At 75.0% G+C, this 12,527-nt stretch carries 12 protein-coding genes; 11 read left to right on the plus strand and 1 reads right to left on the minus strand.

The window, feature by feature from the left end; all coding sequences use genetic code 11:
* Nucleotides 1-70 precede the first annotated feature (70 nt).
* From IAG43_RS30365 to IAG43_RS30415, 11 genes are all read left to right on the plus strand, one after another.
* Nucleotides 71-1,369: an alpha/beta fold hydrolase gene (locus IAG43_RS30365; protein WP_187743859.1), complete on the plus strand. Its 1,299-nt coding sequence runs from the start codon at nucleotides 71-73 to the stop codon at nucleotides 1,367-1,369.
* A 72-nt stretch (nucleotides 1,370-1,441) separates the two neighbouring features.
* Nucleotides 1,442-2,188, plus strand: coding sequence for a PIG-L deacetylase family protein (locus IAG43_RS30370; protein WP_187743860.1), 747 nt, complete (start codon nucleotides 1,442-1,444; stop codon nucleotides 2,186-2,188).
* Nucleotides 2,189-2,346: 158 nt separating this feature from the next.
* Nucleotides 2,347-2,946: a cupin domain-containing protein gene (locus IAG43_RS30375; RefSeq protein ID WP_425508630.1), complete on the plus strand. Its 600-nt coding sequence runs from the start codon at nucleotides 2,347-2,349 to the stop codon at nucleotides 2,944-2,946.
* 108 nt (nucleotides 2,947-3,054) lie between these two features.
* The gene (locus tag IAG43_RS30380; protein ID WP_187743862.1) at nucleotides 3,055-4,038 is read left to right on the plus strand and encodes an NADPH:quinone oxidoreductase family protein; all 984 of its coding nucleotides are present in this window, start codon (nucleotides 3,055-3,057) and stop codon (nucleotides 4,036-4,038) included.
* Nucleotides 4,035-5,216 (plus strand): acyl-CoA dehydrogenase family protein, encoded by a 1,182-nt coding sequence (locus tag IAG43_RS30385; RefSeq protein ID WP_187743863.1) that lies wholly within the window; start codon nucleotides 4,035-4,037, stop codon nucleotides 5,214-5,216. The genes IAG43_RS30380 and IAG43_RS30385 overlap by 4 nt, the downstream gene beginning before the upstream one ends.
* The gene (locus tag IAG43_RS30390) at nucleotides 5,213-6,292 is read left to right on the plus strand and encodes an acyl-CoA dehydrogenase family protein (protein WP_187743864.1); all 1,080 of its coding nucleotides are present in this window, start codon (nucleotides 5,213-5,215) and stop codon (nucleotides 6,290-6,292) included. Before IAG43_RS30385 ends, IAG43_RS30390 begins: the two co-directional genes overlap by 4 nt.
* A 152-nt stretch (nucleotides 6,293-6,444) precedes the next feature.
* On the plus strand, nucleotides 6,445-8,040 hold the full coding sequence (locus tag IAG43_RS30395; protein WP_187743865.1) for an ABC transporter substrate-binding protein: 1,596 nt from the start codon (nucleotides 6,445-6,447) through the stop codon (nucleotides 8,038-8,040).
* Nucleotides 8,041-8,072: 32 nt separating this feature from the next.
* Nucleotides 8,073-9,029 carry an ABC transporter permease gene (locus IAG43_RS30400; RefSeq protein ID WP_187744723.1) on the plus strand — a complete coding sequence of 319 codons (957 nt, stop codon included), beginning with the start codon at nucleotides 8,073-8,075 and terminating at the stop codon, nucleotides 9,027-9,029.
* Nucleotides 9,022-9,888, plus strand: a complete 867-nt coding sequence (locus IAG43_RS30405; protein ID WP_187743866.1) for an ABC transporter permease — start codon at nucleotides 9,022-9,024, stop codon at nucleotides 9,886-9,888. The genes IAG43_RS30400 and IAG43_RS30405 overlap by 8 nt, the downstream gene beginning before the upstream one ends.
* 47 nt (nucleotides 9,889-9,935) lie before the next feature.
* Nucleotides 9,936-10,835 (plus strand): ABC transporter ATP-binding protein, encoded by a 900-nt coding sequence (locus IAG43_RS30410; RefSeq protein ID WP_187744722.1) that lies wholly within the window; start codon nucleotides 9,936-9,938, stop codon nucleotides 10,833-10,835.
* A complete protein-coding gene (locus IAG43_RS30415) occupies nucleotides 10,828-11,520 on the plus strand; it encodes an ABC transporter ATP-binding protein (protein WP_187743867.1) in 693 nt (230 codons plus the stop codon). The genes IAG43_RS30410 and IAG43_RS30415 overlap by 8 nt, the downstream gene beginning before the upstream one ends.
* A gap of 54 nt (nucleotides 11,521-11,574) precedes the next feature.
* On the opposite strand, the gene IAG43_RS30420 is transcribed toward IAG43_RS30415, so the two are convergent.
* Nucleotides 11,575-12,303 (minus strand): dienelactone hydrolase family protein, encoded by a 729-nt coding sequence (locus IAG43_RS30420; protein WP_187743868.1) that lies wholly within the window; start codon nucleotides 12,301-12,303, stop codon nucleotides 11,575-11,577.
* Between the last annotated feature and the right edge of the window lie 224 nt (nucleotides 12,304-12,527).

Genomic DNA, 12,527 nt, shown 5'->3' on the forward strand with positions numbered 1-12,527 from the left:
CCGGTGTGATCCACTGGGCGGGCGGGGGCGCACCGGGCACACGGCACACATCAGGAGCACAGGAGCACCAGTGGCAAGCTACCGGCAGCCGGGGGTCGTCCTCACCGACCACCACTTCACCGTCCCCCTCGACCACGACGACCCCGCCGGTGAGCAGATCGAGCTCTACGCCCGTCAGGTCACCGGCACCGGGAGCGGCGCGGACCGGCTGCCGTGGCTGGTCTATCTGGAGGGCGGCCCGGGCAGCGCCGCCCGCAGGTTCACCGGGGCGCAGGCATGGCTCGCGCGCGCCGTGCGGGACTACCGGGTCCTCCTGCTCGACCAGCGCGGCACCGGGCGCTCCACCCCGGCGAACCGCCAGACGCTGCCGCTGCGCGGCGGCCCGGCGGAGCAGGCCGCCTACCTCGCGCGGTTCCGCGCCGACGCGATCGTCCGCGACTGCGAGGCGATCCGGCGACGGCTCACCGGCGGGGCCCCCTGGACCGTGCTCGGGCAGAGCTTCGGCGGTTTCTGCGCCACCCACTACCTGTCCACCGCGCCCGAGGGCCTGTCCACCGTGCTCGTCACCGGCGGTCTGCCGTCCCTCGACGCCCACGCCGACGACGTCTACCGGGCCGCCTATCCGCGCATCCGGCGCAAGGTCGAGGCCCACTACGCCCGCTACCCGCAGGACGTCGAGCGGGCCCGGAGAATCGTCGCCCACCTCGCCGAGCGCCCGGCCGAGCTCCCCGGCGGGCACCTCCTCACACCCGAGGCGTTCCAGTCGCTCGGCATCCTGCTCGGCGGCGGCGACGGCAGCCACCAGCTGCACTACCTGCTGGAGAACGCCTTCGTCCCGGGCCCGTCCGGCGCCGAGCCGTCCGACTCCTTCCTGGAGGGCGTCCGCCCGGTGCTCTCCTTCGCCGCGCGCCCGCTCTACGCGGTGCTCCACGAGGCGATCTACGCCCAGGGCGGCCGGCCGACCGGATGGGCGGCGGAGCGGGTGCGCGCCGAGTTCCCCGAGTTCGACCCGGCCCGGGCGTACGACGGCGGTGAACCGCTGCTGTTCACGGGGGAGACCGTGCACCCCTGGCACTTCACCACCGACCCCGCGCTCCGCCCGCTGCGCGAGTGCGCCGAACTGCTCGCGGCCCGCGCCGACTGGCCGGCCCTCTACGACCCGCGGCGGCTCGCCGCCAACGAGGTGCCGGTCGCGGCCGCCGTCTACCACGACGACATGTACGTGGACACCGCGGACTCGCTGCGCACCGCGCGCGCCGTGCGCGGGCTGCGCACCTGGGTCACCGACGAGTACGAGCACGACGGTGTGCGGGCGAGCGGCACCCGGGTGCTGGACCGGCTGATCTCCCTGGCGCGTGACGAGATCTGACGGAGGGCCGGCCCGGGGCATCACCGGGCCGCTCAGCCGCGAACGGCGGTGTGCCGGGCGTATTCTGCCGCTATGACCGATCATGTCACCGAACAGCTCGCGGAGATGCCCGGCGACTGGCAGCGGGCCCTGGCCGTCGTCGCCCATCCCGACGACCTCGAGTACGGCTGCGCGGCGGCCGTCGCCGGGTGGACGGACCAGGGCAAGGAGGTCGTCTACCTCCTCGCCACCCGGGGCGAGGCGGGCATCGACTCCGTCTCGCCCGCCGTCGCCGCGCCGCTGCGGGAGCGGGAGCAGCGGGCGAGCGCGGCGGTCGTCGGCGTGTCCGCCGTGGAGTTCCTCGACCACCGGGACGGCGTCGTCGAGTACGGCATCCGGCTGCGCCGGGACATCGCGGCCGCCGTGCGCCGGCACCGCCCCGAACTGGTCGTCACCCTCAACCACCGTGACACCTGGGGCGGTACGGCCTGGAACACCCCCGACCACCGCGCCGTCGGGCGCGCGGCGCTCGACGCGGCGGCCGACGCGGGCAACCGGTGGATCTTCCCCGAACTCGCCGCCGAGGAGGGGCTGGCGCCCTGGGACGGGGTCCGCTGGGTGGCGGTGGCCGGTTCGGCGACGCCGACCCACGCCGTGGACGCGCGCCCCGGCCTGGAGCGCTCGGTGCGCTCGCTGCTGGAGCACCGCGCGTACATCGAGGGGCTGACGGAGCAGGATCCCGAGCAGTACTGCCGCACCTTCCTGACCTCCGCGGCCGAGTCCGCGGCCCCGCGGTTCGGCGGGATCCCCGCGGTCGCGTTCGAACTGTTCCCGCGCTGACGCGCGCGGCCGCCGCGCGCGTCAGCGCGGGACGGGTGCCGCGGTTCGGCGCGTGACGCCGGCCCCGGAGAGCCGGGCCGCCGCGCGGGACCTCCGGCTCCGCGCGGCGGCCGCGGAAGCGGCAAGGACCCTTGCCGCTTCCGCAACCAGCGCCGACCATGGGCGGCATGAACGACGACGACAACGGGCGGCTCGACGCCGTCCTGAGCGAGGTGGGGCCCCGGCTGCGCCGGATCCGCCGGGAGCGCGGCGCCACCCTCGGCTCGCTCTCCGAGGCCACCGGCATCTCGGTGAGCACGCTGTCCCGGCTGGAGTCCGGCGGGCGCAAGCCGAGTCTGGAGCTGCTGCTGCCGATCGCGCGGGCCCATCAGGTGCCGCTCGACGAACTGGTCGGCGCGCCGCCGGTGGGCGATCCGCGGGTGCGGTCGAAGCCGATCGTGAACGGACACCGGACCCTCTACCCCCTGACCAGCCGGCCGGGCGGCCTCCAGGCGTACAAGGGCGTGTACCGGCCCTCGTCCGAGCCGTGCGAGCAGCGCACCCACGAGGGCTACGAGTGGCTGTACGTGCTCTCCGGGCGGCTGCGTCTGCTGCTCGGGGAGCACGACGTGGTGCTGACGGAGGGGGAGGCGGCCGAGTTCGACACCCGGGTCCCGCACTGGTTCGGCACGGCCGACGACAGGCCGGTGGAGTTCCTCAGTCTCTTCGGGCCGCAGGGCGAGCGGATGCACGTCAGGGCCCGCCCGAAGGGGCGGTAGCGTGCGCGGCGGGTTCCGGGGCTTCACGGGGGAGCAAGCGACCGCTTAGTATGCGTGACGCAGCACAGTACTGCCCGTACTGCCCGATGGCTGGTGGGAGGCCCCGAAATGCAGGCATGGCGAGTGCACCGCAACGGCGAGCCGAGCGAGGTGATGCAGCTCGACGAGGTGGACAGGCCGGTGCCCGGTGAAGGGCAGCAGCTGCTGCGCGTCCTCGCCGCGAACATCAACTTCCCCGACGCGCTGCTGTGCCGGGGCCAGTACCAGGTCCGTCCGCCGCTGCCCTTCACCCCCGGTGTGGAGATCTGCGGCGAGACCGAGGACGGCCGCCGGGTGATCGCCAACCCGGCGCTCCCGCACGGCGGCCTGGCCGAGTACGTCGTCGCCGACACCGCGGGCCTGCTGCCCGCACCCGGCGCCCTCGACGACGCCGAGGCCGCGGCCCTGCACATCGGCTACCAGACCGGATGGTTCGGACTGCACCGCAGGGCCGCCCTCCAGGAGGGCGAGACGCTGCTGGTGCACGCCGCGGCGGGCGGTGTCGGCAGCGCCGCCGTCCAGCTCGGCAAGGCGGCGGGGGCCCGGGTCATCGGCGTCGTCGGCGGCGCGGACAAGGCGGCCGTCGCCCGGGAACTCGGCTGCGACGTGGTCGTCGACCGCCGCACCGAGGACATCGTCGCCGCCGTCAAGGAGGCGACCGGCGGCCGGGGCGCGGACGTGGTCTACGACCCGGTGGGCGGCGACGCCTACGCCAAGTCCGCCAAGTGCGTCGCCTTCGAGGGCCGCATCGTGGTGGTCGGCTTCGCCAGCGGCGACATCCCCGCCCCGGCGCTCAACCACGCCCTCGTCAAGAACTACTCCATCCTCGGCCTGCACTGGGGCCTCTACGCGACGAAGGACCCGGCCTCCATCGGCCAGTGCCACCGGGCCCTGACCGAGTACGCGGACAAGGGGCTGATCAAGCCGCTGGTGAGCGAACGCGTCCCGTTCGCCGACGCCGCCCTCGCGGTCCAGCGGGTCGCCGCCGGCACCACCACCGGCCGCCTCGTCGTCCTGCCCGCGGGCGCCGTGGCGGAAGGAGCGGCACGATGACCGACGCCGCCGGTCTGCGCGCCCGTGTCGCCGACCTCCTCGCCGCCCACCCGCCGGCGACGACCCCCCGCGCCGACTTCCTGCGCGCCCGCTTCGACGCCGGGCTGGCCTGGGTCCACTACCCGCAGGGACTCGGCGGTCTCGGCGCCCCGCGCTCCCTCCAGGCCGTCGTCGACGCCGAACTCGCCGCCGCCGGCGCACCCGACAACGACCCCCGCCGCATCGGCATCGGCCTCGGCATGGCCGCGCCCACCCTGCTCCAGTACGGCTCGGACGAGGTCAGGAGCCGCTTCCTGCGTCCGCTGTGGGTGGGCGAGGAGGTGTGGTGCCAGCTGTTCTCCGAGCCCGGCGCCGGCTCCGACCTGGCGGCGCTCGGCACCCGAGCCGTCCGCGACGGCGACGACTGGGTCGTCAACGGCCAGAAGGTGTGGACCTCCAGCGCCCACGTCGCACGCTGGGCCATCCTCATCGCCCGCACCGACCCGGACGTGCCCAAGCACCGCGGCATCACCTACTTCGTCTGCGACATGACCGACCCCGGCGTCGAGGTGCGGCCGCTGCGCCAGATCACCGGCGAGGCGGAGTTCAACGAGGTCTTCCTCACCGACGTGCGCATCCCCGACGCCCACCGGCTCGGCGAGGTGGGGGAGGGGTGGAAGGTCGCCCAGACCACCCTGATGAACGAGCGGGTGTCCATCGGCGGCAGCCGCATCCCGCGCGAGGGCGGCATGATCGGCCCGGTCTCCCGGACCTGGCGCGAACGCCCCGAACTGCGCACCCACGACCTGCACCAGCGCCTGCTGACACTCTGGGTCGAGGCCGAGGTGGCCCGTCTCGCGGGCGAGCGGCTGCGCCAGCAGCTCGTCGCCGGGCAGCCCGGACCGGAGGGCAGCGCGATGAAGCTCGCGTTCGCCCGCCTCAACCAGGAGATCAGCGGCCTGGAGGTCGAACTCCTCGGCGAGGACGGGCTGCTGTACGACGACTGGACGATGCGCCGGCCCGAGCTGGTCGACTTCACCGGACGCGAGGCCGGATACCGCTACCTCCGCTCGAAGGGCAACTCCATCGAGGGCGGCACCACCGAGGTGCTGCTCAACATCGTCGCCGAACGCGTCCTCGGGCTGCCCGCGGAGCCGCGCAACGACAAGGACATCGCCTGGAAGGACCTCGCCCGATGACCGACCTGCTCTACACCGAGGACGAGAGCGATCTGCGGGCCGCGGTGCGCTCCCTGCTCACCGCCCGCGCCGACCCGGCCGCGCTCACCGGCGGCCGGGCCGAGAGCGGCAGCCCCGGCGACCCCGCCCTCTGGCAGGCCCTCGCCGTCGAGGTCGGCGCCGCCGGACTCCTGGTCCCGGAGAAGCTGGGCGGGCAGGGGGCGAGCCACCGCGAGGCCGCCGTGGTCCTGGAGGAGCTGGGCCGCGGCTGCGTCCCCGCCCCGTACCTGACCAGCTCGGTCGCCGCGACGGCAGCGCTGCTGGCGCTCGGCGACGACGCGGACGCCGCCGTGGCGCTCCTCGGCGACCTGGCCGCCGGGCGGCGCACGGCGGTCCTCGCCGTGCCGCTCTCCACCGCTCCCGACGGACCGCTGCCCGCCCCGGACGGCCGGATCGGCGGGGTCGCGGACGCCGCCGGGGCCGACGTCCTCCTCGTGCTGCGGGCCGACGGGCTGTACGCCGTGGACCGTTCGGCGGCCGAGGTGGAGCCGGTGACCGCCCTCGACCTCACCCGGCCGCTCGCCGCCGTCACCGTGCCGGAGGGCACGGGCACGCGGCTGGCCGGCCGCCCCGGAGGGGAGGCCGCGGTGCGCCGCGGCCTGCTGACGGCCGCGGGCCTGCTCGCCTCCGAGCAGCTCGGCATCGCCGAGTGGTGTCTGGAGGAGACCGTCCGGCACACCCGGGAGCGCCACCAGTTCAACCGCCCCGTCGGTTCCTTCCAGGCCCTCAAGCACCGGATGGCCCAGCTGTGGCTGGAGGTCGTGTCGGCCCGTGCGGCGGCCCGCGCCGCCGCCGACGCCCTCGCCACCGGCAGCGAGGAGGCGGCGCTGCTCACCGCGGTGGCCCAGGCGTACTGCTCCCGGGTGGCGGTGCACGCCGCCGAGGAGTGCGTGCAGCTGCACGGCGGCATCGGCATGACCTGGGAGCACCCGGCGCATCTGTACCTCAAGCGCGCCAAGGCCGACGAGATCGCGTACGGCACCCCGGGCCGGCACAAGGAGCACCTGGCCGGTCTCGTCGGTCTCGACGCCCCGTGACGGCCGGCGGGACCGGCCCGTCCGGTCCCGCCCCCGGGGGGCCGGACGGACCGCCCGCCCCCGGGTAACACCCCCTGTGCAGGACCACCCTTTACGTGCTGTTTAATTGCCAACAGTTTGCAGTAACAGCTGATCTTCAACAGGGGTGGAACATGACGGCCCGATCCATACGGACCGTGGCGCCGGTCGCCGCGCTGGTACTCGGCGCGGCGGCTTGCGCCAACCCGTCCGGCGGCACGGACGGGCAGGGCGCGGGCGCCACCGCCGTCGTCGGCATCGCCTACGAACCCGACACGCTGAGCCCGCTGCTCGGGTACGGCAAGGACGGCAACTCCAAGATCTTCGACGGGCTGCTCGCCCACGACGCCGACCTGAAGCTGCGCCCCGCGCTCGCCGCCGAGCTCCCCGAGGTCAGCGCGGACGGCCTCACCTACACGTACAAGCTGCGCCAGGGCGTGAAGTTCAGCGACGGCGAGCCCTTCGACGCCGACGACGTCGTCTTCACCTACCGCACCATCCTCGACGAGAAGACGAACAACCCCTCCCGCACCGAGCTCGACGCCCTGAAGGACGTCTCCAAGGGCGGGGACGACACCGTGGTCTTCACGCTCAAGTACCCCTACGCGCCCTTCGCCCAGCGCACCGTCCTGCCGATCGCGCCCGAGCACGTCGCGGGACGGCAGGACGTCAACACCGGCGAGTTCACCACCAAGCCGATCGGCACCGGCCCCTACGTCCTCACCGGCTGGTCCAAGGGCGAGAAGCTCAGCTTCAAGGCCAACCCCGCCTACTGGGGCGGCGAGCCGCAGGTGAAGAAGTTCACCATGGCGATCATCAAGGACGACGACGTGCGCGCCACCCGGCTGCGGGCCGGCGACCTCGACGGCGCCATCCTCCCGCCGAACCTCGCCGAGGGCTTCGCGAAGGACAGCGGGCGCAAGACCCACAAGGCGACCACGTACGACTACCGCACCGTCACCCTGCCCACGCACAACGAGGTCGCGGGCGACACCGCGATCCGCCGCGCCCTCGACATCGCCGTGGACCGCCAGGTCATGGTCGACTCCATCCTCAACGGCGCCGGAAAGCCCGCCTACGGGCCCGTGCCCACCGGCAGCGAGTGGTTCGCCGCGGGCACCGAGCGCCGCCACGACCTCGCCGGGGCGCAGAAGATCCTCGACGAGGCCGGCTGGAAGCCCGGCAAGGACGGCATCCGCGCCAAGGACGGCGTCCGGGCCGCCTTCCCGCTCTGGTACCTCACCGGCGACAAGCTCCGCCAGGACCACGCCCTCGCCTACGCCTCCGACGCCCGCAAGGCCGGCATCGACATCACCACCCAGGCCGGCACCTGGGAGGTCATCGAGCCCCGCATGGAGCACGACGCGGTCCTCGCCGGCGGAGGCGCCCCCGGCGACCCCGACTTCGACCAGTACCTGCTGCTGAAGTCCGCACTCGCCGGCGACGGCTTCAACAACATGGGCTGGTACGACAACCCGGCCGTCGACAAGGCCCTGGAGACGGGCCGCACGTCCGGCGACAAGGCCACCCGCCTCGAGGCCTACCGGACCGTCCAGCGCGAACTGGTGAAGAACCCCGGCTACACCTTCCTCACCCACATCGACCACGTGTACGTGCTCGCCGACAAGTGGGACGGGCTCTCCACCCAGATCGAGCCGCACGACCACGGCCTGGCCTCCGGCCCCTGGTGGAACGTCGAGAAGTGGACCCCGAAGGACAGCGGGAAGTGAAGCGCGGCCTCCCCTGGGGGGCGCTGGCACGGATGACGGGACGGCGGGCCCTGTTCGCCGTCCCCGTCCTCGGCGTCGTCACCTTCGGTGTGTTCGCGGTCGCCGCAGCCTCCCCGTTCGACCCCGTCAAGGCGTACACCGGCACCGCGGGGCTCACCGCGTCGCAGGAGAACCTCGACCAGATCCGCGCCAACCTCGGCGTCGACCAGCCCCTCGTCACCCGCTGGTGGGACTGGCTGACCGGCGCCCTCCGGGGCGACCTCGGCGACTCCGCGGTGATGCGCATGCCGGTCGCCGACGTCATCGGCGAACGCCTCGGCTGGTCCGTCCTGCTGGCCGTCACCGCCTTCGCCGTCGCCGTGCTGCTCGGCACCGCGCTCGGCGTCCTCGCCGCCCGCCGCCGCGGCGGACTGCTCGACCGGTGCGCCTGCTCCGCCGCGTACACCCTCGAAGCCGCACCGGCGTTCTGGCTCGGCCTGCTCGCCATCTGGTTCTTCGCCCTCCAGCTCGGGGTGCTGCCCGCCGGCGGGCTCACCGACACCGCCAGCGACACCGTCACCTTCGACCAGGTCGCCCGCCATCTGGTGCTGCCCGCCGCCGTCCTCGGCGTCAGCCAGACACCGTGGTTCTTCCTGTACACCCGCCAGGGGGTCGGCGACGCGCTCGACGAGGACGCCGTCCGCGGCGCCCGCGCCCGCGGCCTCGCCGAACGCACCGTCCTCACCGGCCACGCGCTGCGCGCCGGGATGCTGCCCATGCTCACGCTCATCGGCTCGCGCGTCCCCGAACTGATCACCGGAGCCCTGCTCGTGGAGACCGTCTTCAGCTGGCCGGGCATCGCCGCCGCGACCGTCCAGGCCGCCACCGCCGTCGACTTCCCGCTGCTCGCCGCGCTCACCGTGCTGGCGACCGCCGCCGTGCTGCTCGGCAACCTCCTGTCCGACCTGCTGTACGGGCTCGCCGACCCCCGGGTGGGCTTCGATGGCTGACCTCGCCTGGACCAGCCGCGGACGCACCCGCCGCTCCACCCGCACCGTGCGGGTCACCGTCTCCTGGACGATCACCGCGGCCGTCGCCCTCGCCGTCCTCGTCGTCCCGCCGCTGGTCCAGCTCGACCAGCAGGCGGTCGACCTCTCGATGAAGCTGCGCCCGCCCTCCCTCGCCCACCCCTTCGGCACCGACGACGTCGGCCGCGACCTGCTGCTGCGCTGCGTCTACGGACTCCGCGTCTCGCTGCTCGTCGGACTGGTCGCCGCGCTCGTCGCCACCGTCATCGGGACCGCCGTCGGCGCCGCGGCCGCCGCGCTCGGGGGCTGGACCGACCGGCTGCTGATGCGGCTGGTCGACACCTTCTCCTCGGTGCCGCACCTGCTGCTGGGCATCTTCATCGTGGCCCTGTTCCGCCCCGGTGTGTGGCCCGTCATCGTGTCCGTCGCGGTGACCCACTGGCTCTCCACCGCCCGCATCGTGCGCGCCGAGGTCCTCTCGCTGCGCTCCCGCCCCTACGTCGACGCCGCCGTCAGCGGCGGCGCGAGCCGGTGGCGGGTCGCCGTCCGGCACCTGCTGCCCGGGGTGCTGCCCCAGGCCGGACTGGCGGCGGTGCTCATGGTGCCGCACGCCATGTGGCACGAGTCCGCGCTCTCCTTCCTCGGCCTCGGCCTGCCCACCCACCAGGCCAGCCTGGGGAACCTGATCCAGAGCGCCCGCGGCTCCCTCCTCGCGGGCGACTGGTGGCCCACCCTCTTCCCCGGCCTGTTCCTGATCGTGCCCACCCTCGCCATCGCCGGCCTCGCCGGAGCCTGGCGCGAACGGCTCAACCCCCGCCGCCGATCGGAGCTGATGCTGTGACCGCGACACCGGTGCTCTCCGTACGGGGGCTGTCCGTACGGTTCCGGATGCGCGGCGACCGGCACGTCGCCGCCGTCACCGACGCCTCCTTCGACCTCGCGGCCGGGGAATGCCTCGCCCTCGTCGGCGAGAGCGGCTGCGGCAAGTCCGTCCTCGCCTCCGCCCTGCTCGGCCTGCTGCCCGCCAACGCGCAGACCGCCGGCTCGGCGGTCGTCGACGGCGTCGACGTGCTCACCGCGGACGAACGCACCCTCGCCCGCACCGTCCGCGGCCGCCGCGTCGGTCTCGTCCCGCAGAGCCCCGCCGCCCATCTCACCCCCGTGCGCACCGTCGGCGTCCAGCTCACCGAGACCGTGCGCGCCCTGACCGGCGCACGCGGCCCCGCCGCCCGGAAGGCGGCCCGCGACGCCGCCGACCGCGCGGCGTTCCCCGCGGACCACCTCGACCGCTACCCCCACGAACTCTCCGGCGGCCTCGCCCAGCGCGCCGCCACCGCCCTCGCCCTCGTCGGCGACGCGCCGCTGCTGCTCGCCGACGAACCCACCACCGGGCTCGACCGCGACCTCGTCGAGCACACCGCGGCCGAGCTGCGCCGCCACGTGGACCAGGGCCGCGCCCTGCTGCTGATCACCCACGACCTCGCGGCCGCCCGGCGCACCGCGGACCGCGTCGCCGTGATGTACGCGGGCCGCATCGTCGAGATCAGCGCGGCGGATGACTTCTTCGACGGCCCCGGCCCCCGCCACCCGTACGCCGCAGGACTGCTCGACGCGCTCCCGGAACGCGGCTTCACGCCCATCCCCGGCATGCCCCCCGAACTGGGCGACCTGCCCGCGGGCTGCGCCTTCGCCGCCCGGTGCGCCCGCGCCGACGCCCGGTGCGCCCGCCTCCCGGAGTTCTCCGGCGGCGTCGCCTGCCACCACGCCGAGGAGACCGAGCGTGTTTGAACTGGAGCGGATCACCGCCGGATACGACCGGCGCCACCCCGTCGTGCGCGACGTCTCCCTGAGCCTGGCGCCCGGCGAGTCCGTCGGGCTGCTCGGCCCCAGCGGCTGCGGCAAGTCCACCCTCGCCCGGGTCGCCGCCCTGCTCCACCGGCCCGACGCCGGTCTGGTCCGCATCGACGGCCGCCCGGCCGGGGGCTGGCGCCACCGCGCCCCCCGGGAGCAGCGCACCGCCATCGGCGTCGTCTTCCAGCAGCCCCGCCTCGCGGCCGACCCCCGGCTCACCCTCCACGACCTCATCGCCGAGCCGCTGCGGGCGACGGGCCGCCGCGACGAGGTGCCCGGGCGCGTCGCCCGCCTCGCCGCCGAGGTGGGCCTCGGCGGCGAACTGCTGGCGCGCAGGCCCCACGCGGTCAGCGACGGACAGCTCCAGCGGGCGTGCCTCGCCAGGGCGCTGGTGCTCCGCCCGCGCTGGCTGGTCTGCGACGAGATGACCGCCATGCTGGACGCCTCCACCACGGCGGCCCTGGTCGCGGTGGTCGAGGCCTACCGCGGTGAGGAGGGCGCCGGCCTGCTGGCGGTCGGCCACGACCGCGTCCTGCTGGAGCGCTGGTGCGACCGCACGGCCGACTGGGACGAGATCGCCGGGGCGCCCGCCCCCACCGAGACGGCCGCCCCGGGCGCGTGACGACCGCTCCGGGCCGTGGTCCGGAGCGCCCGCCCCGGGCCCGTTGCCGGCACCTCACCGTGCCACGGGCAGGCACTCGTCGAGCAGGTCCACGACGTCCCGCCAGGCCCGCCGCGCGTGCCGCGGATGGTGGCCGACACCGGAGGGCGCGGCATGGTCGACCGGTGGGTGGTGGAAGGCGTGCAGGGCCCCGCCGTAGACCGTCAGGCGCCAGTCGACACCGGCGGCCTGCATCTCGGCCGCGAACGCCTCCCGCTGCGCGGGCGGCATGATCGGGTCCTCGGAGCCGACGCCGGCCCACACCGGGCAGCGGATGTTCTCCGCCTCGCCCGGCCGGCCCGTGACGAGCCCGTTGACCGTCCCGATGGCGCGCAGGCCGGCGCCGGCGCGACCGAGTTCCAGGGCGACGGCGCCCCCGGTGCCGTAGCCGACGGCCGCGACGCGGCCGGGGTCGGTCCGCGATTCGGCACACAGCGCGTCGAGCGCCGCGTGGCCGACGCACCGCATCCGGTCGGGATCGGCGAGCAGCGCCATGCAGCGGGCCAGCATCTCCCCGGGATCGCTCAGGTAGCGCCCGCCGCCGTGGAGGTCGAAGGCCAGCGCCACGTACCCCAGCTCCGCCAGGGCCTCGGCCCGGCGGCGCTCGACATCGCCGAGCCCCATCCCCTCCGGCCCGACCAGGACCGCGGGCCCGCGCCCGGCGCCCGCCGGGAGCGCCAGGTGCCCGGTCATCGTGAGATCGCCGGCCGGATACCCGACCGCACGCGTCGTGACTGTCGTCATACGACCCGACGGTAGTGACCGCCACGTCCGCCCGGACACGTGTTCACCGCCGGCGGACGGCGGCCCGTCCCCGCCGGGCACGCCCGGCGGGGCAGCCCCCGCCGCGCGTTCCGGCAGCGGGCTGTCCCGCCGCTGACGCGTGGCCGAACTCTGCCCCCGCGTCTGTCCGTTGGGCCCAGGTGCGCGGATACTCGCCGGTGTTCCGGACTCCCGCCGAGCCAGGA

This window comes from Streptomyces genisteinicus (assembly GCF_014489615.1).
GTDB classification, from domain to species: Bacteria; Actinomycetota; Actinomycetes; order Streptomycetales; family Streptomycetaceae; genus Streptomyces; species Streptomyces genisteinicus.